This window comes from Streptomyces sp. NPDC002130, from assembly GCF_040296465.1.
Taxonomy (GTDB): Bacteria; Actinomycetota; Actinomycetes; order Streptomycetales; family Streptomycetaceae; genus Streptomyces.
Window position 1 is genome coordinate 1 of the sequence record NZ_JBEOXI010000115.1, and the last position, 25,729, is coordinate 25,729.

The 25,729-nt window shown below is 70.4% G+C and carries 23 protein-coding genes; 6 read left to right on the forward strand and 17 right to left on the reverse strand.

The window, feature by feature from the left end; translation table 11 throughout:
• Positions 1 to 36 precede the first annotated feature (36 nt).
• The 6 genes from mpaC to ABT116_RS22110 form a co-directional block, all read right to left on the reverse strand.
• Entirely contained in the window at positions 37 to 1,239 is a 1,203-nt protein-coding gene (gene mpaC, locus ABT116_RS22085; RefSeq protein WP_351636615.1) for a daptide-type RiPP biosynthesis dehydogenase, read from the reverse strand.
• 4 nt (positions 1,240 to 1,243) lie between these two features.
• Entirely contained in the window at positions 1,244 to 2,509 is a 1,266-nt protein-coding gene (gene mpaD, locus ABT116_RS22090; RefSeq protein WP_351636617.1) for a daptide-type RiPP biosynthesis aminotransferase, read from the reverse strand.
• Positions 2,506 to 3,348, reverse strand: coding sequence for a daptide-type RiPP biosynthesis methyltransferase (gene mpaM, locus ABT116_RS22095; protein ID WP_351636619.1), 843 nt, complete (start codon positions 3,346 to 3,348; stop codon positions 2,506 to 2,508). Before mpaM ends, mpaD begins: the two co-directional genes overlap by 4 nt.
• Before the next feature lie 11 nt (positions 3,349 to 3,359).
• Positions 3,360 to 4,406 (reverse strand): daptide biosynthesis RiPP recognition protein, encoded by a 1,047-nt coding sequence (mpaB, locus tag ABT116_RS22100; protein ID WP_351636622.1) that lies wholly within the window; start codon positions 4,404 to 4,406, stop codon positions 3,360 to 3,362.
• Positions 4,407 to 4,593: 187 nt separating this feature from the next.
• Complete coding sequence (locus ABT116_RS22105) at positions 4,594 to 5,574, reverse strand: LLM class flavin-dependent oxidoreductase (protein ID WP_351636624.1); 981 nt, start codon at positions 5,572 to 5,574, stop codon at positions 4,594 to 4,596.
• Positions 5,575 to 5,623: 49 nt separating this feature from the next.
• Positions 5,624 to 5,932, reverse strand: a complete 309-nt coding sequence (locus ABT116_RS22110; protein ID WP_351636626.1) for a hypothetical protein — start codon at positions 5,930 to 5,932, stop codon at positions 5,624 to 5,626.
• Positions 5,933 to 6,260: 328 nt separating this feature from the next.
• Between ABT116_RS22110 and ABT116_RS22115 the strand changes: the two genes are divergently transcribed.
• Entirely contained in the window at positions 6,261 to 7,238 is a 978-nt protein-coding gene (locus tag ABT116_RS22115; RefSeq protein WP_351636628.1) for a helix-turn-helix transcriptional regulator, read from the forward strand.
• A 182-nt stretch (positions 7,239 to 7,420) separates the two neighbouring features.
• On the opposite strand, the gene ABT116_RS22120 is transcribed toward ABT116_RS22115, so the two are convergent.
• Positions 7,421 to 7,948 (reverse strand): YbjN domain-containing protein, encoded by a 528-nt coding sequence (locus ABT116_RS22120; RefSeq protein WP_351636630.1) that lies wholly within the window; start codon positions 7,946 to 7,948, stop codon positions 7,421 to 7,423.
• Between the two features lie 165 nt (positions 7,949 to 8,113).
• On the opposite strand from ABT116_RS22120, the gene ABT116_RS22125 reads away from it, so the two are divergent.
• Positions 8,114 to 8,602, forward strand: a complete 489-nt coding sequence (locus ABT116_RS22125) for a hypothetical protein (protein ID WP_351636632.1) — start codon at positions 8,114 to 8,116, stop codon at positions 8,600 to 8,602.
• 12 nt (positions 8,603 to 8,614) lie between these two features.
• Here the strand turns inward: ABT116_RS22125 and clpB are convergent, their stop codons facing one another.
• Positions 8,615 to 11,212 (reverse strand): ATP-dependent chaperone ClpB, encoded by a 2,598-nt coding sequence (gene clpB / locus ABT116_RS22130; RefSeq protein WP_351636634.1) that lies wholly within the window; start codon positions 11,210 to 11,212, stop codon positions 8,615 to 8,617.
• A 104-nt stretch (positions 11,213 to 11,316) separates the two neighbouring features.
• Between clpB and ABT116_RS22135 the strand changes: the two genes are divergently transcribed.
• A complete protein-coding gene (locus tag ABT116_RS22135; RefSeq protein WP_351636636.1) occupies positions 11,317 to 11,733 on the forward strand; it encodes a pyridoxamine 5'-phosphate oxidase family protein in 417 nt (138 codons plus the stop codon).
• 167 nt (positions 11,734 to 11,900) lie between these two features.
• On the opposite strand, the gene ABT116_RS22140 is transcribed toward ABT116_RS22135, so the two are convergent.
• Positions 11,901 to 12,197, reverse strand: a complete 297-nt coding sequence (locus ABT116_RS22140) for a Rieske (2Fe-2S) protein (RefSeq protein WP_078955969.1) — start codon at positions 12,195 to 12,197, stop codon at positions 11,901 to 11,903.
• A 342-nt stretch (positions 12,198 to 12,539) separates the two neighbouring features.
• On the opposite strand from ABT116_RS22140, the gene ABT116_RS22145 reads away from it, so the two are divergent.
• Positions 12,540 to 13,571: a helix-turn-helix transcriptional regulator gene (locus ABT116_RS22145; protein WP_351636638.1), complete on the forward strand. Its 1,032-nt coding sequence runs from the start codon at positions 12,540 to 12,542 to the stop codon at positions 13,569 to 13,571.
• Positions 13,568 to 14,554, forward strand: a complete 987-nt coding sequence (locus ABT116_RS22150; RefSeq protein ID WP_351636640.1) for a helix-turn-helix transcriptional regulator — start codon at positions 13,568 to 13,570, stop codon at positions 14,552 to 14,554. Before ABT116_RS22145 ends, ABT116_RS22150 begins: the two co-directional genes overlap by 4 nt.
• Here ABT116_RS22150 and ABT116_RS22155 read toward each other — a convergent pair.
• From ABT116_RS22155 to ABT116_RS22185, 7 genes are all read right to left on the reverse strand, one after another.
• Complete coding sequence (locus ABT116_RS22155; protein ID WP_351636642.1) at positions 14,517 to 15,560, reverse strand: helix-turn-helix transcriptional regulator; 1,044 nt, start codon at positions 15,558 to 15,560, stop codon at positions 14,517 to 14,519. The two genes, ABT116_RS22150 and ABT116_RS22155, sit on opposite strands and share 38 nt — an antisense overlap.
• Before the next feature lie 197 nt (positions 15,561 to 15,757).
• A complete protein-coding gene (locus ABT116_RS22160; protein WP_502983912.1) occupies positions 15,758 to 16,867 on the reverse strand; it encodes a sugar ABC transporter substrate-binding protein in 1,110 nt (369 codons plus the stop codon).
• 280 nt (positions 16,868 to 17,147) lie between these two features.
• On the reverse strand, positions 17,148 to 17,600 hold the full coding sequence (locus ABT116_RS22165; protein WP_033310108.1) for a heat shock protein transcriptional repressor HspR: 453 nt from the start codon (positions 17,598 to 17,600) through the stop codon (positions 17,148 to 17,150).
• A 5-nt stretch (positions 17,601 to 17,605) separates the two neighbouring features.
• On the reverse strand, positions 17,606 to 18,793 hold the full coding sequence (dnaJ, locus tag ABT116_RS22170) for a molecular chaperone DnaJ (RefSeq protein WP_351636646.1): 1,188 nt from the start codon (positions 18,791 to 18,793) through the stop codon (positions 17,606 to 17,608).
• Positions 18,794 to 18,826: 33 nt separating this feature from the next.
• Positions 18,827 to 19,483: a nucleotide exchange factor GrpE gene (gene grpE / locus ABT116_RS22175; protein ID WP_351636648.1), complete on the reverse strand. Its 657-nt coding sequence runs from the start codon at positions 19,481 to 19,483 to the stop codon at positions 18,827 to 18,829.
• Positions 19,480 to 21,336, reverse strand: coding sequence for a molecular chaperone DnaK (dnaK, locus tag ABT116_RS22180; protein ID WP_030846406.1), 1,857 nt, complete (start codon positions 21,334 to 21,336; stop codon positions 19,480 to 19,482). Before dnaK ends, grpE begins: the two co-directional genes overlap by 4 nt.
• A gap of 94 nt (positions 21,337 to 21,430) precedes the next feature.
• Positions 21,431 to 22,450, reverse strand: a complete 1,020-nt coding sequence (locus ABT116_RS22185) for an MraY family glycosyltransferase (protein WP_351636650.1) — start codon at positions 22,448 to 22,450, stop codon at positions 21,431 to 21,433.
• Between the two features lie 276 nt (positions 22,451 to 22,726).
• Between ABT116_RS22185 and ABT116_RS22190 the strand changes: the two genes are divergently transcribed.
• A complete protein-coding gene (locus ABT116_RS22190; protein WP_351636652.1) occupies positions 22,727 to 25,054 on the forward strand; it encodes a (Fe-S)-binding protein in 2,328 nt (775 codons plus the stop codon).
• 120 nt (positions 25,055 to 25,174) lie between these two features.
• On the opposite strand, the gene ABT116_RS22195 is transcribed toward ABT116_RS22190, so the two are convergent.
• Complete coding sequence (locus tag ABT116_RS22195) at positions 25,175 to 25,618, reverse strand: DUF6086 family protein (RefSeq protein ID WP_351636654.1); 444 nt, start codon at positions 25,616 to 25,618, stop codon at positions 25,175 to 25,177.
• Between the last annotated feature and the right edge of the window lie 111 nt (positions 25,619 to 25,729).

Consider the following 25,729-nt stretch of genomic DNA (forward strand, 5'->3'; position numbering starts at 1 on the left):
GCCGTCTTCGCCGCCCGCAACGGCGAGCGCCGATCCTCAGGCCGCCGGGAGGGGTTCGGGGGAGCCGGCCACGGAGGCGGTCGGCTCGGTGGCCTCGGCGAGGAGCGCGGCGACGTCGTCGGCGCTCAACCCGGCGAGGGTCGGAAGTCCGGCGCCCCAGGCGCGCACGCTGCGCAGGGCGATGTGGTGGCGCAGGTGCGGGGCGAGGTGCACGGTGCGGTCGATCCGCCAGCGCAGCATCAGCTGTTCGAGACCGTCGTCGGGACGACCCGGCGCGAGCCAGGAGGCCCGCTGCCTCAGGCGCTCCCACAGCCGGTGGACGCGGTCGGCGCTGCCGAAGCGGGTGTCTCCCCGCAGGGCCTGCCGCCACACGACCGGCCACAGGGCGGAGACGGCCCGCATCTTGGCCAGGCCCAGCGTGGTGGAGAGCTCGTTGGCGACGGCCCAGCACTTCACCGCGTACGGGTTGCGGCCGATGTTGATGGCTCCGCGCTGGCTCTCGGCGCTGAGCCGGGCGGCCCGCAGCCGCTCGGGCGCGGGGGCCGGCAGGCCGGCGGCGGTGTGCCGGGCCAGCCGGTCGCCGACCGTGAGCAGCCGGCCCGCCAGGTCCTCCACGGCGGCGTCCTGTTCGGGAAGGTCCAGGGTGTCGCTGCTGTACGGGATGACAGTCCTGAAGAGCGCTTCGAGCACGCCGTCCATGACGAGTCGCCCCGGAAGGGTCTCGGTGGCCTCGGGCACCCAGAGCGCGGCTCGGGGGCGCAGGCACTCCCCCATCGCGATGCGTTTGCCGTCCCCGTGGGGGAAGCAGGCCACGGGTCCCGCCTCGCTCCCGGTGCCCAGGGTGGTGGGGACCGCGAGGACCTCGGCGTGTTCTCCCCACGGGAGCGGGAGCGCCACCAGGCCGCTGCGCTGCCCGGAGGTCAGGTAGCGCAGGAGGTCGGGGTGGCGGCCGACGGCGGCGACGAGCTTCGCGAAGTCGAGGGTGCTGCCCCCGCCGACACCGACGACCAGCTCACCGGGAGAGAGCCGGGAGGCGGCGGCCTCGACGGCCGGCATCCCGCCGTCCGCCGGGGTGACCGCCCGGTCGGGCGTGAACCCGGCGTGGGCGACCTCGGCGAGGATCTTCCGGGTGACGGCGTGGTCGGCCACGGCCGGGTCGGCCAGGACGGTCACGCCGGTGGGGTTCAGTTCCCGCAGCAGTTCGGGGATCCGGTCGTAGGTGTCGAGAGAGACGGGCATGGGGTCAGCTCCTCGCGGCCAGGGAGGTCGCCGGCAGCAGGCTGTCGAGTCCCTCTTCGACGCAGGTCATGAGCTCGGCGACCTCGGCGCGGCTGTAGGTCAGGGAGGGCACGAGCTGGATGCCGGAGGGGCCGGGGTGGACGATGGCGCCCGCGTGCCGGATCCGGGTGACGAGGTCGGCGACATCCGTCCCGGCCAGGGCGCGGCCGTCGGGGTGGGTCATGTGCAGGGTGCGGAAGCAGCCGACGCCGGTGGCGTGCGTGGCGAGCGGGTGCCGCTCGACCAGTTCCGCGAGCCCCTGCTGGAGCCAGGCGGCGACGTTCCGGCCCGCCGTGACCGCGTCGAGCCGCTCCATCTCGGAGATGGTGGCGCTGATCGCGGCGCAGGCGAGGGCGGTCGCGCCCTGGGTCTCGGCGTGGGCGAACATCGTGTCGTGCTCGACGAGGGCCCGGGTCACCCGGTGGGACATCACCAGGGCGGCGGCGGGGCAGGCCCCGTTGGTCAGGCCCTTGGAGGTGACGAGTACGTCGGGCAGGCCCGGCCAGCTCTCGGAGGCGAACCAGCTTCCGGTGCGGCCGAAGCCGGTGGCGACCTCGTCGGCGACCAGGAGGAAGCCGTACTCGTCGCGCAGGCGGCCCAGTTCGGCCACGAACGACGCGTCGAGCGGGAGGGTGCCGGTGCCGACGACGGGTTCCACGACGACCGCGGCGACCTGTCCGCCGAGGGCGGCCATCAGCCGGCCGAGTTCGGCCGTGTCGTTCGGGGTGACGTGGCGGATCAGCCGCTGGTCCACTCCGTAGACCCGCTGTCCCAGGTCCTCACCGGTCAGGGCGAATCCGCCGAAGGTGAGTCCGTGGAAGCTGCCCCGCAGAGCGACCACCAGGTTGCGTCCGGGCCGACCCTGCACCGCGTGGTGGATCCGCGCCAGTTTCATGACCGCGTCGTTGGCGACGCCGCCGCCGGTGGAGAAGAGCACCCGGGCGTAGTGGTCGGGCCCGCAGACCCGCAGCAGGTCCTCGGCCGCGCGGCGGGCGTAGCTGTTCTCGAAGCGGAACGCCCCGAGGTAGGAGGCGTGTTCGGCGGCTTCGGCGATGGCCTCGGCGATGCGCGGGTTGCCGTAGCCGAGGTTCACGTTCCAGAGCCCGCTGTCGGCGTCGAGGGCGGTGCTGCCGTCCGCGAAGGTGACGCGGTGTCCGGCGGCGCCGACGGCGCAGAGGCTGTCGTCACCGTGGCTGGAGGGCGGTATGAGGTAGGGCCAGAGCGCGGTCATCGGGCAGCTTCCGTGGTCAGGAGCGTCACGCGGTGACGCTCGCCGGGCGGGGAGAGGAGCCGGCGGGAGGTGATGGTCAGGCCGGACGCGGTGAGCTCTTGCTCGAGGCGCGGCAGGTCGAGGACGGCCACGCGGTCCGTGCAGACCGTGACGGGGCTGTCGTCGCTCGGCGGGTCCGCGGGGAGCAGGGTGACCGTGCGGCTGTCGGCGTCGGCGGGCCAGTGCTCGTACAGCTCGTAGACGGTTCCGCCGGCTCCGGTGACCCGCACGGCCGTCTCGTCGGGGCCGTCGCAGTCGCCCCGCTCCAGGACGGTCAGGAGGAACCGGCCGCCTTCGGCCAGATGCGCGAGGACGCTGCGGTACAGGCCCGTGCGGCCGTCCTCGTCCAGGAGCGAGAGCGAGGTGGTGCCGAGCAGGATGTGCGGGAACTTCTGTCCGAGTGCGAAGCGGGACATGTCGCCCCGCACCACGGTGCAGCGCTCTCGCATCGACGCGGGAGCCCGGTCCAGTGCGGTCCGCAGCAGCGCCAGCATGTCGGCGGACAGGTCGAGGGCGGTGACCTGCCGGCCCGTGGCGAGCAGCGGCAGGGTGAACCGTCCCGAGCCGGCCGCGAGGTCGAGCACCGGGCCGGGCGTCGTCCGCACGGCGGTCAGCAGGGCCCGGGTCTCCGGGTCGTCGTAGGTGGCGAGGTCGTGGTAGAGCGGGGCGCCGAGGGCGTCGTACAGCCCGCAGACGCGGGCCCTGTCGCCGAGCTCGGCGATCCGGCGGGCGGCGGCCGTGGTCTCGTGCCCCGCCGTCGTCTTGTTGCCGGACGGCGCTCCGGTCGTCGTCAGGGGCATGGCCGGGGCGCTCATCGGGCGGCCGCCGGGATACGCGCCGCTACGGGCAGCGGCAGGCCGTGCCGGGAGAACAGCTCGGCCAACTGGTCGACCTCGGCGGCGGGGACGAGGTCGCCCACCTCTCCGGAGGTCGCGAGCAGGCACTCCAGGGCCTGTGCGGCCCGCCGGTCGACGGCGAACAGGCGACTGCCGGACACGACGTACGCCTGCTCGTCCCCCTCCCCGCACAGCACGATCGGCAGGGTCGGGTCCGCCAGGTCGGCGTCGGCGCCGGACTCGGCGAGCCCGGGCGTCAGCCGGAAGCCGAACCCGGAGACCCGCAGGCCGGTGGCTCCGCGTGCCATGAGGCTGCGCAGCGCGCCGACGGCCTCGAGGTAGCGGGCCAGGAAGGGGCGTGCGCGCAGGGCTTCCGCCCGTGTTCCGGCCGGCAGTGCCGCGTCCAGTGCGGCGGCGCCGGATCCGGTCCGGGCGAAGCGTTCGGTGAGGGTGTCGAGGCTGTCGTCGACCGTGCCGAGCACCGCTCCCGTGGGGCTGGTGGACAGCTTCCCGTTCCGGTCGGCGTAGAGGCGCAGCGCCGGGCCGTCCGCCGGGTTGTGCGCACCGCTGAGGGCGGCGGGGTCGGCCAGCAGCACCGAGGAGGTGATGAGGAACTCGGGGAAGACGCCCTCGGCGAGCGCCCGGTCGGCGTCGGCGAGGAAGGCCTCGAAGTCGTGCCGGTCGAAGACGCGGATGACGGTCGGGCCGAAGACGGTCATGAAGGGGCTGGCGGCGTAGGCATGGGTCTGCAGGAAGAAGTCCTGGCCGTTGGAGAACTCGTCGCCGGGCTCCGTGAGGCTGCCCTGGTAGCCGACGGCGGGGGCGTGGTCGCCGCTGCCGTCGTCGGGTGCCAGCAGGAGGGTGCGGGGGCCGACGAGCCCGGCGGCCGTGACGGCGGGGATGTGCGCCGCGTCGGCCAGTACGAGCGTGCCGACGCCGGCGCCGGCGGGCCCGGCGAGCGGGGCTGCGGTGGCCCAGGAGATGAGGTGCTGCTTCAGACGTCCACGATCTGCCATGTCCATGCCAGGCAATCCTTTACTGGTCTGCTTACCCCTCTGCGTTCGGGCAGCAGGGAATCGGGTTCGACGGAGGTGCGCCCCGGCTACGGCGCGCGACGCGACCGCGGTCGGTGTCGGGAGCGGGGGCCGAGCGGGCGGTCACCCAGTGGGCGACGAGCGGTCGGTCACCGAGCGGGCGACGAGCGGTCGGTCAGTGCGGTGCCGTCACCGACCGCAGGATCGCCGACAGGTCCGCGAGCGACTCCTGGGCACCGAAGAGCTTGTGAACGGCGGTGGTGTTCAGGACGATCTCGTCCACTCCCACCTCCTCGTAGGCCCGGAGGGCCTTGACCGCCTGCGGCAGATCGCCACCCGCGAACGCGCCGGTCTCCACGACACCGCGCGCCACGTCCTCGATCCGCCCGGAGCCGGCGTCCACACCCGCCCGGGCGAGCATGTCCAGGTAGTGCGGGGCCTGCATGTGCGGCGCGTTGCCGGCCAGAGCCAGCCGTTCGGGCCCGGCGCCCTCACGCCCCTCCTTCTCCAGTCCCGCGGGCACCATGGCGACGACACGGGGCAGCGAGGTCCGCCCCGCCCGTGCGGCACCTTCGGCCACCGCGGGCAGGATCACGTCCCGCAGGTAGCCGGGCGGTGTCAGCCAGGTGATCACGACGTCCGCCACCTCGCCCGCCAGCCGGGCCATCCCCGGCCGCAGCACCCCCAGGCCCACGTCGACCCTGGGTGCCGCGGCCGGGGCCAGCTGGCCCCGGAAGCTGAGGTGCGGGCCGTCCATGACGACCGTCTCGCCGTCGAGCAGCCGGCGCACCGCCGTCACGTACTGGCGCGCCACCTGGAGCGGCTTCTCGTACGGCGCTCCGAGGATGTTCTCCTGGAAGGCCCTGGCGCCCGGGCCGAAGCCCGCGATCACCGGTTCGCCGGTGGCCAGGGCCACGGACCGCGCCTGCAGAGCCGCCTCGTACGGGTGGCGCAGGGGCATCAGCGTGACACCGAAGCCGGTAGGGACCCGGAACCCGGCCCCGGCCAGACCGGTGAAGGTCTGGTGGGGCTCCATCACCATGGCCTGTCCTTGCCAGAGGCGGGTCGCCCCGGTCCACCGGACCAGCCCGGCGAAGGGGAGCGCCTGCTCCAGGCGGCGGGGTACGCAAGGGAGGAGCACGGAGTAGTCGGTCATGGCGTCGGGGTCTCCTGGGTCGTGATGTCGGGCCGGCAGCGGCAGCCGACTACTTCCAGTCGTTGTTGTTCTTCGGCAGCGGGGCCGGGACGGGCAGCAGATCGCCGATGAGGTCGAGCAGCGCGAGGGGGTTGAGCCCCGGGGCGGACACCGTCCCGCTCCCGGTCCCGCGCTCCGCACCCGTCGCCGTCGCGGACACGGAGGCCGTCACCGTCGCCGTCCGGCTCTCCGCCGGCTGCTCCGCGGCGCGGGCCGTTCCCTGGCCGGCCAGGGCGATCATCCCCGCGGTCAGCAGACCGACGACGACGTGTCCACGACGACGGGACGACAGCGTGCTGCGGGACGTGGAGCGGTTCACCGATGTCTCCTCGATGCTCGATGCGGCGTTTTCTCGTTCTGCGCTGTTCGTGCTTCCTTGCGAGAACGACTCTGCCGTGTGGCGAGGGCCGCCACGAGACCATCTGCGCGCAGCTTGCTGCACCCGCGGATTCCTCAAGCTGCAGCGGCTCTCACGCCCCGCCCGCCCGCCGTCGCCAAATCGGTTGTCCGATATCTGAACTAGCGGACATATATTGACAATTCGTCATTGACAGCCGCGTAGGGGCGTCTGAGGATTCCAGGGACCGCATGTGTGATCGATCGGCAACAGGGGGAAACACATGGGCAATCCGCTTGCTTTCCTAGGCGTGAACGAGGAAGAGGAGCGGTTGTACCGCGCCCTCCTGAGACACGGCTCGTCCGCGCCGGCGTCCGGCCCCCAGGAGCCCGACGCGGACGCGCACACGTCGTTCGAGGAGGCGGCGCTGGACCGGCTGGTGGCGTTGGGGCTCGCCACCAGGAACACCCAGGGCGCGGTGCGCCCGGTCCCTCCGCCCCGGGCCGTGGACGCCCTGATCGACGGCCGTCTGCGCCGCCTGCGGGAGGAGCTGGAGAGCGAGGCCGCCCGGCACTCGGTCATCGAGTCCCTGTTCATGGAGCGTCTGACCGCCCCCTCCTCACCCCGCGCGGACACCGGTGACCCCGGCCGGATGATCACGCAGCTGCACGGGATCGAGGCGGTCCGGGAAGCCATCGACGAGCTGACCTTCTTCGCCCGGACCGAGGATCTGAGCACGGAGCCGACCGGCGTCCTGACCGAGGAGTCGATCGCCGTCTCGCACCCGATCAACATGCGGTTGCTGCGCCGTGGCGTGCGCCTGCGCATGATCATGGGGTCCGCGATCATGCAGGACGACACCACCCTCACCTACATGCGTGACCTGGTCTCGCACGGTGCCGAGGTGCGGATCTCCCACCACCCCATCGAGCGCGTGATCATCGTCGACCGGTCGGCCGCGCTGACCCCCATCAACCCCGCGCACACCTCGGTGGGGGCGCTGCTGGTGCGGGAACCGGGCCTGGTGGCCACGCTGGTCACGCTCTTCGAGCGCATGTGGGAGGGCGCGGAGGAACTCCCCGGTGAGGACGCGGACATGCCGTCCGACATCGAACGCGAGATCCTCGCCCTGCTCAGGGAAGCCGACAAGGACGAGACGGCGGCGCGCCGCCTCGGGGTGTCCGTGCGCACCTACCGCAAGCACCTGGCCGTCATCATGCGCCGCCTCGGCGCCGCGAACAGAGTGGAGGCCGCGCTGCTCGCGCACGAGAAGGGCTGGCTGAGCTAGGGCCTGTCGTTTGGATCAGGCCGCACGCCCTAAGGGCCGGAGCGCGAAGGCGCCCCCGCCCCGTACGGCGGCACGGGCGACTGAGGCGACAGGGGCGACGGAAGGCACCGGAAAAGGCAAACGGCGCGTACAGCGCGTACCTGTGCGTACGCGCCGACGCGCCGTGGGGCCCCGGCCGGGGCCTACTCGTCGTCCTCGGGCTTCTCCGCCTCGTTGATCTCCTCTTCGAGACCGAGCTGCTCGACGAGCCACTTGTCGAACTCGATCGCCGCGCGCACCCAGCTGACCGTCGAGGAGACGAAGTGCTCCAGGCTGACGCCCATGCCGATCAGCATCTGTGCCTCGCCGATCAGGCGGACCGTGCCGTCGTCGTGGGTGTGGCTGTAGACCTTGGGCCACAGCGTCCGGCGGTTCCAGTCGTCGATCGACTCCAGGAGCTGCGGCTTGGCCTCGATCTCGTGGGGCCGGTCGTAGAACGTCCGCACGGAGAAGACCTGCTGGTCTCCCTCTCCCCGGAACATGAAGTAGGTGCGGAACTGCTCCCACGGCGCCGCGAGGTCTCCCTCGTCGTCGACGACGTACTTGAGCTCCATCTGGTCGAGGAGCTGCTTCACGAGGTCCTGATCCGGGACGACGGGGCCGGCCGGACCGCCGGGCTGCGGCTCGGGCTGGCCCCCGAAGTTCGGAATCGAGGACGGGTCGATGGTCACCGTGAATTTCCCTTCGTACGGATTCCGCCATCCTCCCCCATGCGGGGAGGGGGGTGGCAAGCCCCGACAGGCCCTGTCAGCCCACGGCTGACACGATCCGGTCAACTGCAACCTCCGGGTACCCCGAACCGTCCTCCTGAGCAGCCGACGGAGGGGGCTGTACACGTGCGGGAAGCGAACAGAGGTCATACCCGGTGGGGGATCGTCCTGCCGTTTCTTGCACTGCCGGTGGTGGTCCTCGGCGTGCTGATCACCGGCCTCTTCCTGTGGGCCTGGTCGGGCGACGACGAGCCTCGCGACGACGCCCGTAAGGGCGCGGCGGCGACGGTCCCCTGCACCGAGGCTCTGGCCTTCGGCGCCGCCGAGCGCCCCGCGCACGCCCGAGCCCACGACTGCACCGTGCAGCGGGGCATCGACACCTCGTACGCGGCGGTGCTGCGGATGCCCCGCGAGGACGTCCGCGACTGGCTGCGTACGACGTACCCGGACGCCCCGGAGCCCCGCACGGGCGGCGGCGCCTGCGGGGCGCTCTGCCTCGACGTGACCCACGAGAACGGCCTTCCCGGCACGGCGGAGGCGCACGTGGTGCAGGTGCGGGTGGAGCACGTGAACGCCGAGACGGCGCTGGTGCGCTTCTCGGCGTTCACGATGTGACCGGGGACGGTCCTACAGCGTCTTGCCCGTCGCCGGTCCGACCAGGAGCCCGTCCTCGAAGCGGTCCACCCGGACCGTGTCACCGTCCTTGATCTCCCCGGACAGGATCTCCTTGGCGAGCCGGTCGCCGATGGCGGACTGCACGAGCCGGCGCAGCGGCCGGGCGCCGTACGCCGGGTCCATGCCCTCCTCCGCGAGCCAGGCGAGGGCCTCGGGCGTGATGTCCAGGGTGAGCCGCCGCTCGGCGAGCCGCTTGGCCAGGCGCTCCAGCTGGAGCTTCGCGATGCGCTCCAGCTCGGGCTTGGTCAGCGCGGCGAAGACGACCAGGTCGTCCAGGCGGTTGAGGAACTCCGGCTTGAAGGAGGTCCGCACCACCTCGAGGACCTGCTCCTTCTTCTCCTGCTCGCTGGTCACCGGGTCGACCAGGTACTGGCTGCCGAGGTTCGACGTCAGCACGAGGATCGTGTTGCGGAAGTCGACCGTACGGCCCTGGCCGTCCGTCAGGCGCCCGTCGTCCAGCACCTGGAGCAGGATGTCGAAGACCTCGGGGTGCGCCTTCTCCACCTCGTCCAGCAGGACGACCGAGTAGGGCCGCCTGCGCACGGCCTCGGTGAGCTGGCCGCCCTCCTCGTAGCCGACGTAGCCGGGCGGGGCGCCGACGAGGCGGGCCACGCTGTGCTTCTCGCTGTACTCCGACATGTCGATGCGGACCATCGCCCGCTCGTCGTCGAAGAGGAAGTCGGCGAGGGCCTTGGCCAGTTCGGTCTTGCCGACGCCGGTCGGGCCGAGGAAGAGGAACGACCCGGTGGGCCGGTCGGGGTCGGAGATCCCGGCGCGGCTGCGCCGTACGGCGTCGGACACCGCCCGCACGGCCTCGGTCTGGCCGATGAGCCGCTTGCCGATCTCGTCCTCCATGCGCAGCAGCTTCTGCGTCTCGCCCTCCATCAGCCGCCCGGCGGGGATGCCGGTCCAGGAGGCGACGACGTCGGCGATGTCGTCCGCGCCGACCTCCTCCTTGACCATGGTGTCCTTGGCGACCTCCTCCTCGGCCTCGGAGGCGGCTTCCAGCTCCTTCTCCAGGGCGGGGATCTCGCCGTAGAGGAGCTTGGACGCGGTGTCGAAGTCGCCGTCGCGCTGGGCGCGTTCGGCCTGGCCGCGGATCTCGTCGAGGCGTTCCTTCAGCTCACCGACGCGGTTGAGGGACTGCTTCTCCTTCTCCCAGCGGGCGGTGAGGCCGCGCAGCTCCTCCTCCTTGTCGGCGAGGTCGCGGCGCAGCTTCTCCAGGCGCTCGCGGGAGGCCGCGTCGGTCTCCTTGCCGATCGCCAGCTCCTCCATCTTGAGCCGGTCGACGGCGCGCTGGAGTTCGTCGATCTCGACGGGCGAGGAGTCGATCTCCATGCGCAGCCGGGAGGCCGCCTCGTCGACGAGGTCGATGGCCTTGTCGGGCAGGAAGCGGGAGGTGATGTACCGGTCGGAGAGCGAGGCGGCGGCGACGAGCGCGCTGTCGGCGATCTGCACCTTGTGGTGGGCCTCGTAGCGGCCCTTGAGTCCGCGCAGGATCGCGATGGAGTCCTCGACGGTCGGCTCGGCGACCAGCACCTGCTGGAAGCGCCGCTCCAGCGCCGGGTCCTTCTCGATCCGCTCGCGGTACTCGTCGAGGGTCGTGGCACCCACCATGCGCAGCTCACCGCGCGCGAGCATGGGCTTCAGCATGTTGCCGGCGTCCATGGCGGAGTCGCCGCCGGCACCGGCGCCCACGACGGTGTGCAGCTCGTCGATGAAGGTGATGATCTGCCCGTCGGAGTCCTTGATCTCGGCCAGGACGGTCTTCAGCCGCTCCTCGAACTCGCCCCGGTACTTCGCGCCCGCGACCATGGCGCCGAGGTCGAGCGCGACGAGCCGCTTGTCCTTCAGCGACTCGGGCACATCACCCTTGACGATTCGCTGGGCGAGCCCCTCGACGACGGCGGTCTTGCCGACGCCCGGCTCGCCGATGAGGACGGGGTTGTTCTTAGTACGGCGGGACAGGACCTGCACGACGCGGCGGATCTCCTGGTCCCGGCCGATGACCGGGTCGAGCCTGCCCTCCCGCGCGGCGGCGGTGAAGTCCGTCCCGAACTTCTCCAGGGCCTTGTACTGCCCCTCGGGGTCGGCCGTGGTCACCCGGCGCTGGCCCCGCGTCTTCTGGAAGGCGGCCTGGAGCTTCTTGGCGTCCGCCCCCTGCTGGGACAGCACCTCGCCGGCCGCGCCGCCCTTCGCGGCGAGCGCGATCAGGAGGTGCTCGGTGGAGAGGTACTCGTCCCCCAGGTCCTTGGCACGGGCCTGCGCGTCGGCGACGACGGCCAGCATCTCGCGGTTGGGCTGGGGCGGCGCGACGGTCGACCCGGTCACGCTCGGCAGCCCGGCGAGCACGCGCTCAGCTCCGGCGCGTACGGCGGCCTGGTCGGCGTCGACCGCGGCGAGCAGGTCGGTGATGTTCTCGTTGTCCTGTCCCTGGAGCAGCGCGAGCAGCAGATGGGCCGGGGTGAGGTCGGGGTGTCCCTCGGTCACGGCCCGGTTGCTGGCAGCGTTGATCGCATCCCGGCTCCGGTTGGTCAGCTCGGCGTCCACGTTCGCGTTCTCCTCCTTGCACTGACCCGAACGGCTTGCACAAAGTTGAGTCTAGTGCACTCAAGGACGGTTCCGGGAGGATCGGGGGGTCTAAGTTCCGGGGCATGGCGACCAAGTACTCCGTGGACCCCGGTGCTCCGGACCCGTCGTATCTCGGCTTCTGGCGGGAGCGGCACCTGTGCACCCTGACGACTCCCCGCCCGGACGGCACTCCGCATCTGGTACCCGTCGGGGTGACATACGATCCCGAGGCCCGCCTGGCTCGGGTGATCACCAACCGGTCGAGCGCGAAGGTGCGGTACGTGCGGGCCGCCGGGGAGCAGGGGGCGGCCGTCGCCGTCTGCCAGCTGGAGGGCCGCCGGTGGGCGACGCTGGAGGGCCGGGCCTTCGTCCACGAGGAGCCTGACCGGGTCGCCGAGGCGGAGCGGCGCTACGCGGAGCGCTACGGCAGGACGCCGTCGCCGAATCCGGCACGCGTGGTGATCGAGATTTACCTGACGCGGGCGATGGGGCGAGGTTGACCGAAGTGAATATCCACACCGGTGATCGACTGGATCCGGCCACCAGCGGATTGGGTCGATACCCGGAAATGTCCCGGAAAACTGCAGCGGCGTCACCGTGTTCAGGTCACGGTGACGCCGCTGCGGGGGGAAGCACCTGAGCGATCTGTTACGACGGGGGAATCGCGTCAGGCACTGCGGGGGGTGGCAGAGATGGTCCTCGGGGCGGGAGCGTCGGCCTCCACCTGCCGGTGGTCCCGTTGGTCCAGGTTCACAAAGATCATTCCGTACCGTACGGCACATCGCACTGGCTGCGGCGCCCCCCGAGGCCGCCGCAGACACCGGTAAGCCCGCACGTCCTCGTCGTCGTCCCGCGTGACGACCACCGGCTCGCCGAAAACGGTCACCATCAACGAGTCACCGCTGTGGGGGATGGCGGTGACCAGGTCGATGAAGTGCCAGCCGGAGCGGTAGGCGGTGGCCATTTCACGACGGAAGGAGCGGTCGTCGGGTGGAGTGGTCACGTCAGCTCCCCGCCCCGTCGGCCCCGGGGCTCGGCCACTGGGTGTTGTCCGTAGCTGCTGCGACGCTCGCAACTGCCGCCGGCCACTGCGTGTTCGCCCGGGTTTCGCGCTCCTCATCGGAGAAGCCACTCAGTGCACCGAGGGCTACAACGGCGGAGAAGGCGGCGACAAGCACCGAGCGAAGCATTTTGTTACGCATAGTCGGCTTCGTCCTCACTTGAAGGTCCCCTTTTCCCCCGTCGAGTACGACGATGGCTCATTCGGGCACGTCATGGCCACACAATCGATGCATCATGTTCCTGCATGTTCAGGACCCTGGGGGGTGGAGATTTGGGCGCTAATCGGACTAAGGGTGCGCATACCCACCCGATTACCGAGCTGTGCGAAGCAGGGGGTCGCCTCTATACCACAGCTCTGCGCACCGGACGGGTGGCGCGCGTTGAGGCGGAGTCCGCTCCCTGCCTCGTGGAACTCGCTCTGCTGCACCCCGATCCCGACGATCCGGCCTGGTTGCGCCCCGTACCGCCGGCGCTCGCGCTGGCACAGCATCTGCACCCCCTCGAGCGGGAGATCACCGAACGCAGGCGTCTCTCCGTACAACTCGCGGACACCTTCGAACCGTTCATGGCGCTGGGCATCCAGGGGACGGCCACCAGCGACTCCATCACGGTGCTGGAGGGTGGGGAGCGCATCAACGCGGCGCTCAATCTGGCCACCGCCCAGTGCCGGACGGAGCTTCTGACGGTGCAGCCCAGTGACCGCGTCTCCGAACGGAGCCTGCTGCGGAGCCTCGAACGGGACAAGCCCCTCATCGATCGTGGCGTGAAGGTCCGGAGCCTGTACCAGCACACCGCTCGTTACAACCCGGAGAAGCTGGCGTACGTCGCCCGCCTCTCGGAAGGGAAGGTCGAGTACCGCACCATCGACGAGCTGGTCGAGCGCTTGATCATCTGCGACGAGACCGTGGCGTTCATCCCGGCACGCGACGACCAGCAAGTGGCCCTGGAACTGCGTCATCCCGGGCTGGTCCGCTACCTGATCAAGGTTTTCGAGTACCTCTGGGACCGCGCGGTTCCGATGAGCACCGGTGCGCCCTACGAGGTGGCGTCCGACGGCATCACCGAGATCCAGCACTCCATAGCCAAGCTCTTGGTGGAGGGCCACGTGGACGAGGCCATCGCTCGCCGCCTCGGCATGAACGTCCGCACCTGCCGTGCCCACATCGCCAAGCTGGCGTCGGCCCTGGGCAGCGGCAGTCGAGCCCAACTCGGGTACCTCATAGCGCGGTCCGGGATGCTCAAGCAGGACGACGGAACGGGAGGAAGTCACCAGTGACGTCGGTGCCACACCCGGAGCACGGCTCGGACGAACTGTGCCCCGGCGGGGCGGGGCTGTACGAACGGGCCCTGCGGGAGGGGCACGTGACGGCCGAAGCAGCGCGATCCGCGCCGTGTCTCATGGACTTCGGCCTACTGCATCCCGCCGTCGACGACCTTCATCGGCTGGAACCCGTCGCACCGGCCGTCGCCCTCCACCGGCTGCTGCGGACCTCCGGCGAACGGATCGCCCGGGAACGCCGGCGGGAGGAACGGCTGGCCGCGACCTTCGAACCGCTCATGGACCTCGAAGGGCGCCGCGCGGTTGCGGACGCCACCCCGACACTCCGGCTCCTCAGCGGAAAGGGCCGGATCAACGAGGCCCTCACCAAGGCCCTGGCGGACGCGTCCCAGGAGCTGCTCACCATCCAGCCACGCACCGGCCTGCCCAGGGAACAAGTCGCAGCGGCCTACGCCGTCGCCATCCGCCGCGACCAAGCGCTACTGGACCGCGGCGGCCGTATCCGCACCCTCTATCCGCACACCCTGCGGCACTCCCCCACGACCGTCGCCTACCACGACCGGCTCTCGGGAGACATCGAGGCGCGCGCGCTGGACGAGATCACCGACCGGCTCATCATCGTCGACCATGAGGTCGCGTTCATCCCCGCCGACGGCAACGGCGTGGCCCTGGAGATCCGCCACCCGGCCATCGTCGGATACCTGGCCACCACCTTCGACCGCCTCTGGCGCCTCGCCACACCGATCTTCCCCGAAGCCGCCCCCCAGCCCTCCCACGACGGCATCACCCCCCGCCAGCACGCCATAGCCGCCCTCCTCGTCGAAGGCCACACCGACGCCGTCATCGCCGACCGGCTGGGGATGAACATCCGCACCGCCCGTGTTCACATCGCCAAGCTCGCCGCGACGCTGGGCAGTCAGAGCAGGGCGCAGCTCGGGTACCTCATCGGGCAGTCCGGGATCCTTGATCGGGGACGCTGAGGGACGGGGACGCGGCCGACGGGGGCGGGCCGTCGAGGCCCGCCTGGGCGATGCGCACGCCGAGTTGGGTACGGCTGGCCGCCCCCAGCGTCTCCGAGAGCCGCGCGATGTGCGCCCGGCAGGTCCGGACGCTTATGCCCAGCCGTTCCGCGATGACGGCGTCCTGATGCCCCTCCGCCAGCAGCGCCGCGATCGACTGCTCCCGGTGGGAGATGCCCTCGATGCCGGTGTCGGGGAGCGGCGCCGTGAGGGGGATGGCGAGGCGCCACAGCCGTTCGAAGACCGTGACGAGGTACTCGATCAGCGCCGGGTGCCGTAGCTCCAGAGCCATCGTGCGGTCGGAGTTGGCGGGGATGAACGCCACCGTCCGGTCGAAGAGGATCAGCCGGTCGATCACCTCGTCCAGCGTGCGCGCCTCCACCGCGTCGCCCATCAGCTCCAGATAGTTCAGCAACCCCTGCCCGTGCCGGGCGACATGCGTGTACAGGTCCCGCATCCGCACACCCCGGCCGCGCAGCGCCAGCGCCCGGTGCAGCCCCTCGGACAGCTCCGCCTCGCGGCGGATGCCGCCGGGCTGGACCGTGAGGACCTCGGCCGTGCACGCCTGGGTCGCCTCGTCCATCGCGGCCTGGATCCGGGCGAGTCCGTCCAGGACCCGGATCGCCGGGCCTTCCGCCGCCGACGCGGCCGGCCGCACCCGGTGGCCCAGCCCCGCGTACCACTCCACGGCCTCGACGGCCGAGCCCACCCGCCGCCGGCTCGCGCTGACCTCGTCGTACATCTCGCGCAGCAGCCGGGTCATGACCTCCTGCGGGGAGGTCGGCACCAGCCAGTCCATGTCGTCGGGGTCCGGGTGCAGCAGGGCGAGTTCCAGCAGGCAGGGCACCGGCTCCGCGTCCCGGCGCGGCACCCGGCCGCGCCGTACGGCCCGGGAATACACGCGATCCCCGGCCTCGCACAGTCGGTCGGCACCATGGGGATGCTCATCCGCCCCGTGCCCGGCCATCGCCCATCCCACCCCCGGTATCGCCGCCTTTCCGCAGCGCAACTATGCGCGGACCGGACGGGCTCCGCAACACGGCTCCCCGCGCGGCGACCGCCGGAAACCACCGGTACACACCGGTATCTCCGGGCTCGATTCAGCCGCTCGCGGGTTTGGTCGCAGCGGAGGGCCAGGGGTGGTGAACCCGGCTCCCGGGGCGGCTACTTCAGGCCGATGGCCCGGCACGCCGCCTTGTACTCGGCCGTGCAGATGTCCGACAACTTGTAGATGTCGTCCGCGACCACCGTGTCCTTGATGTTCTCCTTCGTGAGCGCGACCACCGGCACGAGCTGCGCCGGAATGCCCTTGTCGGTGGGGCTGTCGACCTTGTCGCGGGTGAGGGCGGCGAACTGGATGTCGCGGCCCTGGACCTTGGCGACGGCCATCTCCGCGGCGTTCTCCGCCTCCTGCGGGTAGGACTTGTACACGCTCATGTACTGGTCACCGGCGATGATCCGCTGCACCGCCGGCAGCTCCGCGTCCTGCCCGGTGATCGGCGGCAGCTTGGTCACACCGGCGGCCTCGAGCGCCTTGACGATGCCGCCCGCCATGCCGTCGTTGGCGGAGTACACCGCCGCGATGTTGTCCTTGCCGATCTTCTGGATCGCGTCGGCCATGTTGGCCTGGGCGTTCTCCGGCTTCCAGTCCTTGGTGTCGAAGGACTGGGCGATCGTCACCTTGCCGTTCAGCTCGGACATCGCGCCCGCCTTGAACTGCTTGGCGTTCGGGTCGGTGGACGAGCCGTTCATCATGACGATCTTGTCGGAGACGCTCGCCTTCTCGCCGATGGCCTCCAGCAGGGAACGGCCCTGGACCTCGCCGACCAGCTCGTTGTCGAAGGAGATGTACGCGTCGATCGGGCCCTCGGCCAGCCGGTCGTAGGCGATGACCGGAATGCCGGCCTCCTTGGCCTTCTCCACGCCGCTCGCGATGGCCTTCGCGTCGACGGCGTCCAGCAGGATCACGTCGACCCGGTCGTCGATCATCTGCTGCAGCTGGCTCGCCTGCTTGTCCGCGCTCGCCTCGGCGTTGGCGTACTCGACGCGGCCCTTGTCGTTGGTGAGCGACTCGACCTTCCGCTTGATGATCGGGTAGTCGAAGTTCTCGTAGCGCGTGTTCGCCTTCTCCGGCAGCAGCAGTCCGACGGTGATGTCGTTGCCCTTGGCCGGGCTCGCGTCGTCACTGCTCCCCGTCGCGTTGAGCACGCCGCAGCCGGCGAGCGTGACGGACATCGTGGCGGCGGCCACGGATATGGAGATACGACGACGCATGCGGGAGCTCACTTCGCGTGTGATTCGGACGTGGGCACAGCTTTGCGGCCCATATGACTGAAAAGCCAACGCGGACGCGCCCCCCAGCGTCAAGCGGAACCACTTAACGAGATGACAACACCACGCTGCGCAAGCGTTGTGAAGACTCTGCGGAATCACGTTCAAGTGGCGTGCACCACTCGGCCATCCACAGGAGGACCGGCGAAACCAGGGCAAGGCCTGCAAAGCACGCGAAAGGGGCCGGGAGTCAACTCCCGGCCCCTTCACATGCGTAGGCGCGTCAGTCGGACTGCTGCTGCCGCTTGGGCCGCCACACCACCAGTGCGCTGGTCTGCTGCACCTCCTGGTACGGCACCAGGTCGCGGCGGTACGACGCGTGCACCGCGGCCTCGCGCTGGCGCATCGCCGCCGCCGCGCCGTCGAGCGCGTCCTGCATCTCGGCCACCCTCGCCTGGAGCGCGGCGACCTGGTTCTCCAGTTCGATGATGCGCTTGATACCGGCCAGGTTGATGCCCTCGTCCTGCGACAACTGCTGGACGGTGCGCAGCAGTTCGATGTCACGGGCCGAGTAACGGCGGCCCCGGCCGGCCGTGCGGTCCGGGGAGACCAGACCCAGCCGGTCGTACTGGCGCAGGGTCTGCGGGTGCAGGCCGGACAGCTGGGCCGCCACCGAGATGACGTAGACCGGGGTCTCCTCGGTCAGTTCATACGGATTGCGCCGACGACCGTCCATCTGACTCATGCTCCCTTCGCGGCCTGGAACAGATCCGCCCGCGGATCCTCACCCGCGGTCGCCTCTCGGTACGCCTCGAGTGCGTCACGAGCCTTCCCCGACAGGTCCTTCGGAACACTCACCTCCACGGTGACCAGGAGGTCGCCGCGGGTGCCGTCCTTGCGGACCGCGCCCTTGCCCCGGGCGCGCATGGTACGCCCGTTGGGCGTGCCCGGCGGCAGCTTCAGCGTGACGGGCGGGCCGCCCAGGGTGGGCACCCGCACCTCGCCGCCGAGGGCCGCCTCGGTGAAGGTCACCGGGACGGTGACCGTGAGGTTGTCCTCCTTACGGCCGAACACCGGGTGGGAGTCGACGTGCACGACCACGTAGAGGTCGCCCGCCGGCCCGCCGCGCTCGCCCGGCGCTCCCTTGCCGCGCAGCCGGATCCGCTGGCCGTCGCTGACGCCCGCGGGGATGCGCACCTGCATGGTGCGGGAGGACTTGGCCCGGCCGCTGCCCTTGCAGACCTCGCAGGCGTTCTCCGCGATCAGGCCGCGGCCCTTGCAGTCCGGGCAGGGGTCGGTCAGGGAGAAGCCGCCGCCGCTGCCCCGGGCGACCTGCCCGGTGCCGACGCAGGTCGGGCACACGCGGGGTGTGCCGTTCTTGTCGCCGGTGCCCGAACAGGCCTTGCAGGGAGACTGCGACGACATCCGCAGTGGGACGGTCGCGCCCTCGATCGCCTCCGTGAAGCTGAGCGTGACCTCGGACTCGATGTCCTGGCCGCGCCGGGGGTGCGTACGCGTCCCCGGACCGCCCGCGCCACCGCGGTTGAACAGGCCCCCGAAAACGTCACCGAGGCCGCCGCCGAAGCCGCCGGCCCCCTGGCCGCCGCCCTGGGCGCCGCCTCCGAAGAGGTCGCCCAGGTCGAAGTTGAAGGAGCCGCCCGCGCCGCCCGGCCCCGGGCGGAAGCCGCCGTTGCCGAAGAGGGCGCGCGCTTCGTCGTACTCCTTGCGCTTCTTGGGGTCGCCGAGGATGTCGTTGGCCTCGGAGATCTCCTTGAAACGCTCCTCCGCCTTGACGTTTCCCTTGTTGGCGTCCGGGTGGTTCTCGCGGGCGAGCTTCCGGTACGCCTTCTTGATCTCGGCCTCGGTGGCGTCCTTGGGGACGCCGAGGACCTTGTAGTAGTCCTTCTCGATGAAGTCCTTGGTGCTCATCCTCGACGCCCCTCCTTCCCTTCGTCTATGACGTCAGCCCTCGTCCGGGCCACCGCTCTCCTTGTCGTCGGCGTCGGCCGACTCGTCCGCCTTGACCGTCTGCGCCCCCGGCTGGGGTTCGGCCACGGCCACCCGCGCGGGGCGGATGGTGCGCTCGCCGATCCGGTACCCCGGCTGCAGAATCGCCACGCACGTCGTCTCGGTGACGTCCGGCGCGTAGCTGTGCATCAGGGCTTCGTGGATCGTCGGGTCGAAGGGCTCGCCCTCCTTGCCGAACTGCTGCAGGCCCAACTTCGCCGCGGTGCTCTCCAGCGACTCGGCGACGGACTTGAAGCCGCCGACCAGCTCGCCGTGCTCGCGCGCGCGGCCGATGTCGTCGAGCACGGGCAGGAGCTCGGTCAGGAGGTTCGCGATGGCGATCTCCTTGACCGCGATCCGGTCGCGCTCGACCCGGCGGCGGTAGTTCTGGAACTCGGCCTGGAGGCGCTGGAGGTCCGCCGTGCGCTCGGTGAGCGCGGTGCGGGCCTGGTCCAGCTGGGCCACCAGAGCCACGTCCTGGCCCGTGTCCCCGGCCGGGGCCGCCCCCTCCTCCGCGGAGGGGGAGGCGGCCTTCGGCTCGGCGTCTTCGGAGGTGGCGCCGGAAGGGACGTCGGGCTGCTGCTCGTCGAAGCCCGGGGTCTCCTCCGTCACGCGGCACCGTCCTTCCGGTCCTCGTCGACGATCTCGGCGTCGACGACGTCGTCGTCAGCGGCCTTGGCACCACCGGCGGCACCGGCGTCACCGGCGGGACCACCGGCCGCCTGGGCGGCATTGGCGTCCGCGTACATGGCCTGGCCGAGCTTCTGCGAGACGGCCGCGACCTTCTCCGTGGCGGTGCGGATCTCGGCGGAGTCCTCGCCCTTGAGCTTCTCCTTCAGCTCGGCGACGGCCTCCTCGACCTCGGTCTTGATCTCGCCCGGGACCTTGTCCTCGTTGTCCTTGAGGAACTTCTCGGTCTGGTAGACGAGCTGCTCGCCCTGGTTGCGGGACTCGGCGGCCTCGCGGCGCTTGTGGTCCTCCTCCGCGTACTGCTCGGCCTCCTGGCGCATGCGGTCGACCTCGTCCTTCGGCAGCGAGGAGCCGCCGGTGACGGTCATCTTCTGCTCCTTGCCCGTGCCCAGGTCCTTCGCGGTCACGTGCATGATGCCGTTGGCGTCGATGTCGAAGGACACCTCGATCTGCGGGACGCCGCGGGGCGCCGGCGGCAGACCGGTCAGCTCGAACATCCCGAGCTTCTTGTTGTACGCCGCGATCTCGCGCTCGCCCTGGTAGACCTGGATCTGCACGGACGGCTGGTTGTCCTCGGCGGTGGTGAAGATCTCGGACCGCTTGGTCGGGATCGTCGTGTTCCGCTCGATGAGCTTGGTCATGATGCCGCCCTTGGTCTCGATGCCGAGGGACAGCGGGGTGACGTCGAGGAGCAGGACGTCCTTGACCTCGCCCTTGAGGACACCGGCCTGCAGGGCGGCGCCGATGGCGACGACCTCGTCCGGGTTGACGCCCTTGTTGGCGTCCTTGCCGCCGGTCAGCTCCTTGACGAGCTCGGCGACGGCGGGCATGCGGGTGGAGCCGCCGACCAGGACGACGTGGTCGATCTCGCTGATGGAGATGCCGGCGTCCTTGATGACGTTGTGGAAGGGCGTCTTGCAGCGCTCCAGGAGGTCCGCGGTCAGCTGCTGGAACTGGGCGCGGGTGAGCTTCTCGTCGAGGTGCAGGGGGCCCTCGGCGGAGGCGGTGATGTAGGGCAGGTTGATCGAGGTCTCGGTGGACGAGGACAGCTCGATCTTCGCCTTCTCGGCGGCCTCGCGCAGACGCTGCAGGGCCATCTTGTCCTTGCCCAGGTCCACGCCGTGGCCGGACTGGAACTGCTGGACCAGGTAGTCGACGACGCGCTGGTCCCAGTCGTCACCACCGAGGTGGTTGTCACCGTTGGTGGCCTTCACCTCGACGACACCGTCGCCGATCTCCAGCAGCGAGACGTCGAAGGTACCGCCACCGAGGTCGAAGACCAGGATGGTCTGGTCGTCCTTGTCGAGGCCGTACGCCAGGGCGGCCGCGGTCGGCTCGTTGACGATGCGCAGGACGTTCAGACCGGCGATCTCACCGGCCTCCTTCGTGGCCTGGCGCTCGGAGTCGTTGAAGTACGCCGGGACGGTGATGACCGCGTCGGTCACCTTCTCGCCCAGGTAGGACTCGGCGTCACGCTTCAGCTTCTGGAGCACGAAGGCGCTGATCTGCTGCGGGTTGAAGGGCTTCCCGTCGAGCTCGATCTTCCAGTCGGTGCCCATGTGACGCTTCACGGAGCGGATGGTCCGGTCCACGTTCGTGACCGCCTGGCGCTTGGCCACCTCTCCGACGAGCACCTCACCGTTCTTGGCGAAGGCGACGACGGACGGCGTGGTCCTGGCGCCCTCGGCGTTGGTGATGACGGTGGGCTCGCCGCCCTCCAGAACGCTGACGACGGAGTTAGTCGTGCCCAGGTCGATGCCGACCGCACGTGCCATGGTTGATTCCTCCAGCTGACTTGAGTGGAACGGACTCAAGTGTGCACGACGGCTTCCCACCGGTCAACAGAGCTGAGTCGGGCAGACTCAACTCTTATCCGTTCCTTACACGCAATGGCGCTCTGACCTGCGTCGATACACTGCGTCGAGGGCTGTGCACAGGGACACGCGAGAGAGTGAACACCACCACGAGCGTCCCTCCCGCCACCCACCACAGGGAGCCCGCCCCGATCCAGTCGGCATGCGCGAGTACCCCGACGAGCATCCCGGACAACGCCCCGATTCCCAGCAGCAGACTCGCCCCCGGCGCGGTCAGCCCGAGCCGCCGCAGCCGGTGCGCCAGATGGTCGGGCCCGCTGCGCGTGACACTCCGCCCGCCCAGCCGCCGCGATGCCAGCACGAGCACGACATCGGCGGCCACCACGGCGGTCAGCGCGAACAGGACGCCCGCGCTCTCCCCGAGCCCGAACCCGGCCCGGGCGTACACGGTCCCCACGGCGATCACGAACCCCGCGGCCATGGACCCGCAGCCGCCCAGCGCCACCCGCGCGGGATGCCAGTTGTGGAGGAGGAGGCCGGTCAGCGCGGCGGCCAGCACGCTCATCAGCCCCGCGATCCCGTCCATCACCTCGACGGCCGCACAGGCCGCCGCCCCGAAGGCGGCGACCACCCCGACCGTACCCGCCAGCCCGTCGGCGTGATCGAGCCCCCGGAACCCGAACACCACCGCCACGACCCACACGACGGCCAGCAGTCCGGTCCCCACCCCCGTCTCCCCGTACGGCACGACACACGCGGCCGCCACGGCCGTACCGGCGGCCAGCACCCGCCGCCGCAGCCGCAACACGTCACCGGCGAGCCCGAGGAGGGCGACGGCACCCGCGGCGATGAGCACCCCCCGCGTCCCGTCGGCGGACGGTGCGACCCCCAGCCACTCACCGCCGCCCACGACCAGCCCGGTGACGAGCACGACGGCCAGGCCCCCGGACAGCGGCACGTCCCGCTGCCGGCGCCGCTCGACCAGCCGCAGCCGCAGCGCGGGGGCCCGCAGGGCGGCGGCGAGCAGGGCGGTGAGGACAAGGGCGGTGGCGGCGGCGGTGATCCCGTAGAGCACGGATATAAGTTAGGCGGGACTATGACATTTCGGTATGAATAACACGACGGGATGCACGACGAGATTCGCGGCGGCACGCAGGAGGAACGGCGACCGGATCCGGTCTGCTCCTGAGGCAACCCTCAGCGATTCAGATCACTGCCCACCCGGCTACAGTGCGGCGGAGGATGAGGGTAGTCTCAGACGGACTGCATAAGTTACCGCTTAGTAATTTCGGGGAATCTGCAAAACGACAGGTCACCCCGACGAAACCCCTCGCAGGCCCGAGGAGCCCCCATGCAACTCGCCGCGATCATCGTGTCGCTGGTACTGACCGTGGTCGGCGTCGCGCTGCTCGCACGCGCGATCGGCCAGTTCGTCCGGTATTTCAAGCTGGGCCAGCCGGTCCCGGCCGGCACCCGGACCGACAACCCCTACCAGCGCAGCGTGACCCTGGTGAAGGAGTTCCTCGGCCACACGCGCATGAACCGGTGGGGCATCGTCGGTGTCGCCCACTGGTTCGTCGCCGTCGGCTTCCTGACGCTCCCGCCGACCCTCGCCCAGGCCTTCGGCCAGCTGTTCCAGGCCGACTGGGTGCTGCCGGTCATCGGTACGTTCCTGCCGTTCGAGCTGTACATCGAGTTCATCGGCGTGATGACGGTCCTGGGCATCGCGGTGCTCATCGCGATCCGCCTGCTGAACCTGCCGAGCCGCCCGGGCCGCAAGTCCCGCTTCGCCGGCTCCAAGGCCGGCCAGGCGTACTTCGTCGAGTACGTCATCCTCACCATCGGTCTGGCGATCTACGTGCTGCGGGGCCTGGAGGGCGCGCTGCACCACGTCGACCACTACGAGGCGTCGTACTTCGCGTCGTACCCGCTGGTGCTCGCGTTCAAGGGCCTGTCGGTCACCGCGCTGCAGAACCTCGTCTACCTGGTCGCGATGATCAAGATCGGCACCTCGTTCGTCTGGATGATCGTGGTGTCGCTCAACACCAACATGGGCGTCGCCTGGCACCGTTTCCTCGCCTTCCCGAACATCTGGTTCAAGCGCGAGTCGAGCGGCGGCACGGCGCTGGGCGCCCTGCAGCCGATGACGTCCGGCGGCAAGCCGATCGACTTCACCGACCCGGGCGACGACGACGTTTTCGGTGTCTCCCAGGTCGAGCAGTACTCCTGGAAGGGCCTGCTGGACTTCTCCACCTGCACCGAGTGCGGCCGCTGCCAGTCGCAGTGCCCCGCCTGGAACACGGGCAAGCCCCTCTCCCCCAAGCTGCTGATCATGTCCCTGCGGGACCACGCCCACGCCAAGGCGCCGTACCTGCTGGCCGGCGGTGGCAAGACGATGGAGGGCGAGGAGAAGGCGTCCGAGGAGCAGCTCAAGGACGTCCCCGCGGCCGCCCTCGCGGAGGCGGAGCGCCCGCTGGTCGGCACCGCCGAGGAGAACGGCGTCATCGACCCGGACGTCCTGTGGTCCTGCACCACCTGCGGCGCCTGCGTCGAGCAGTGCCCGGTGGACATCGAGCACGTCGACCACATCGTCGACATGCGCCGCTACCAGGTGATGATCGAGTCCTCGTTCCCGTCCGAGGCGGGCACGATGCTCAAGAACCTGGAGAAGAAGGGCAACCCCTGGGGCCTGGCGAAGAAGCAGCGCCTGGAGTGGCTCAAGGAGGTCGACTTCGAGGTCCCGGTCGTCGGCAAGGACATCGAGGACCTGTCCGAGGTCGAGTACCTCTACTGGGTCGGCTGCGCCGGCGCCCTGGAGGACCGCGCGAAAAAGACCACGAAGGCCTTCGCCGAACTGCTCCACATCGCGGGCGTCAAGTTCGCGATCATGGGCGGCGACGAGAAGTGCACGGGTGACTCCGCCCGCCGCCTCGGCAACGAGCCCCTGTTCCAGGAGCTCGGCATGGAGAACGTCATGGCGCTGAACATGGCGTTCGGCGAGGAGATGGACGAGGACGGCAAGGTCACGCCGGAGTCGGCGAAGCCGAAGTCGTCGAAGAAGATCGTCGCGACCTGCCCGCACTGCCTCAACACGATCGGCAACGAGTACCCGCAGCTCGGCGGTGACTACGAGGTCATCCACCACACGCAGCTGCTGCAGCACCTGGTGGACGAGGGCAAGCTGATCCCGGTCACGCCGGTCGAGGGCATCATCACGTACCACGACCCGTGCTACCTGGGCCGCCACAACAAGATCTACACACCGCCGCGCGAGATCATCGCCGCCGTCCCCGGTGTCCGCAACGAGGAGATGCACCGCCACAAGGAGCGCGGCTTCTGCTGTGGAGCGGGTGGCGCGCGGATGTGGATGGAAGAGCGCATCGGCAAGCGCATCAACAACGAGCGCGTCGACGAGGCGCTGTCGGTGAACCCCGACATCGTGTCGACGGCCTGCCCCTTCTGCCTGGTGATGCTCACGGACTCCGTGAACGGCAAGAAGAACGAGGGCAAGGCGAAGGAGTCGATCACGGTCGTGGACGTCGCCCAGCTCCTGCTGGACTCGGTGAAGACGCCGGTCCCGGCGGAGGACGCCGACGACGACTCGAACGACGACGACGGCGAGCCGCCGGCCGGCACGTCGGACTCTACGAGCGCGCCGGAGCCGGAGCCGGTGAAGTAGGCGGTCACCGCTGGTCCTTCCGACCTTCCGAAGCCCCCCTCCCGATGATCGGGCGGGGGGCTTCGGCGTCCCCTGCGGCACCGGGGTCGGGTGGGGTGGGGTGTCCCTGGACGCGCCGTCTCAGCTGGACATCCAGCGGTCCACCTCTCGCGCCCGCGTGTCCAACGCGGCGAGGACAGCGGCTGACGCGGTCCGAGGATTGCCGGGAACCTGCACGTCGGGCCGGACGCCACCGGCCACATGGCCGAGCCCTGGAGGCCGTGTCTCCACCTCGATTCCGGCGCGCCGCGCAAGCGCGACCGCCGTGGCCACGAACCCTTCGGAGAGCGCGAGGATCACGGAGTGTCCCGTCCGGCAGTGCCAGGCGACCAAGCCGCGTGCGAACCGCGCGTACACGACCGGATCGATCTCGAGTGTGTCCGGGTCGCCCTCATGCTTGTGACCGATTCCCGAGGGCAGCTCGAGCTCCGCCTCGAAGACCTCGACCTGCCGTACGAAGAGGCGGCCGGCACCGTTCGAGGGGTTCCACAGCGTCTCGTCACCGACGTCGAAGTACATGCTCATCGCCGCGCCCCCTGCTCAGTCGCCCCGGCACAGGGTAGAAGGTCAGGCGGGTAGCAGGCACTTGAGCAGGACGGTGCTCGGAGCCAGGGCTCAAACGGTGTGGAGGTCCTG

Excerpts from the sequence above, each read along its gene's own strand:
- mpaC (WP_351636615.1), bottom strand. The coding sequence starts at position 1,239 with ATGCCCGTCTCTCTCGACACCTACGACCGGATCCCCGAACTGCTGCGG.
- mpaD (WP_351636617.1), bottom strand. The coding sequence starts at position 2,509 with ATGACCGCGCTCTGGCCCTACCTCATACCGCCCTCCAGCCACGGTGAC.
- mpaM (WP_351636619.1), bottom strand. The coding sequence starts at position 3,348 with ATGCCCCTGACGACGACCGGAGCGCCGTCCGGCAACAAGACGACGGCG.
- mpaB (WP_351636622.1), bottom strand. The coding sequence starts at position 4,406 with ATGGACATGGCAGATCGTGGACGTCTGAAGCAGCACCTCATCTCCTGG.
- ABT116_RS22105 (WP_351636624.1), bottom strand. The coding sequence starts at position 5,574 with ATGACCGACTACTCCGTGCTCCTCCCTTGCGTACCCCGCCGCCTGGAG.
- ABT116_RS22135 (WP_351636636.1), top strand. The coding sequence starts at position 11,317 with ATGGCGACCAAGTACTCCGTGGACCCCGGTGCTCCGGACCCGTCGTAT.
- ABT116_RS22140 (WP_078955969.1), bottom strand. The coding sequence starts at position 12,197 with ATGGCCACCGCCTACCGCTCCGGCTGGCACTTCATCGACCTGGTCACC.
- ABT116_RS22145 (WP_351636638.1), top strand. The coding sequence starts at position 12,540 with ATGTTCAGGACCCTGGGGGGTGGAGATTTGGGCGCTAATCGGACTAAG.
- ABT116_RS22155 (WP_351636642.1), bottom strand. The coding sequence starts at position 15,560 with ATGGCCGGGCACGGGGCGGATGAGCATCCCCATGGTGCCGACCGACTG.
- ABT116_RS22160 (WP_502983912.1), bottom strand. The coding sequence starts at position 16,867 with ATGCGTCGTCGTATCTCCATATCCGTGGCCGCCGCCACGATGTCCGTC.
- ABT116_RS22165 (WP_033310108.1), bottom strand. The coding sequence starts at position 17,600 with ATGGACGGTCGTCGGCGCAATCCGTATGAACTGACCGAGGAGACCCCG.
- dnaJ (WP_351636646.1), bottom strand. The coding sequence starts at position 18,793 with ATGAGCACCAAGGACTTCATCGAGAAGGACTACTACAAGGTCCTCGGC.
- dnaK (WP_030846406.1), bottom strand. The coding sequence starts at position 21,336 with ATGGCACGTGCGGTCGGCATCGACCTGGGCACGACTAACTCCGTCGTC.
- ABT116_RS22190 (WP_351636652.1), top strand. The coding sequence starts at position 22,727 with ATGCAACTCGCCGCGATCATCGTGTCGCTGGTACTGACCGTGGTCGGC.
- ABT116_RS22195 (WP_351636654.1), bottom strand. The coding sequence starts at position 25,618 with ATGAGCATGTACTTCGACGTCGGTGACGAGACGCTGTGGAACCCCTCG.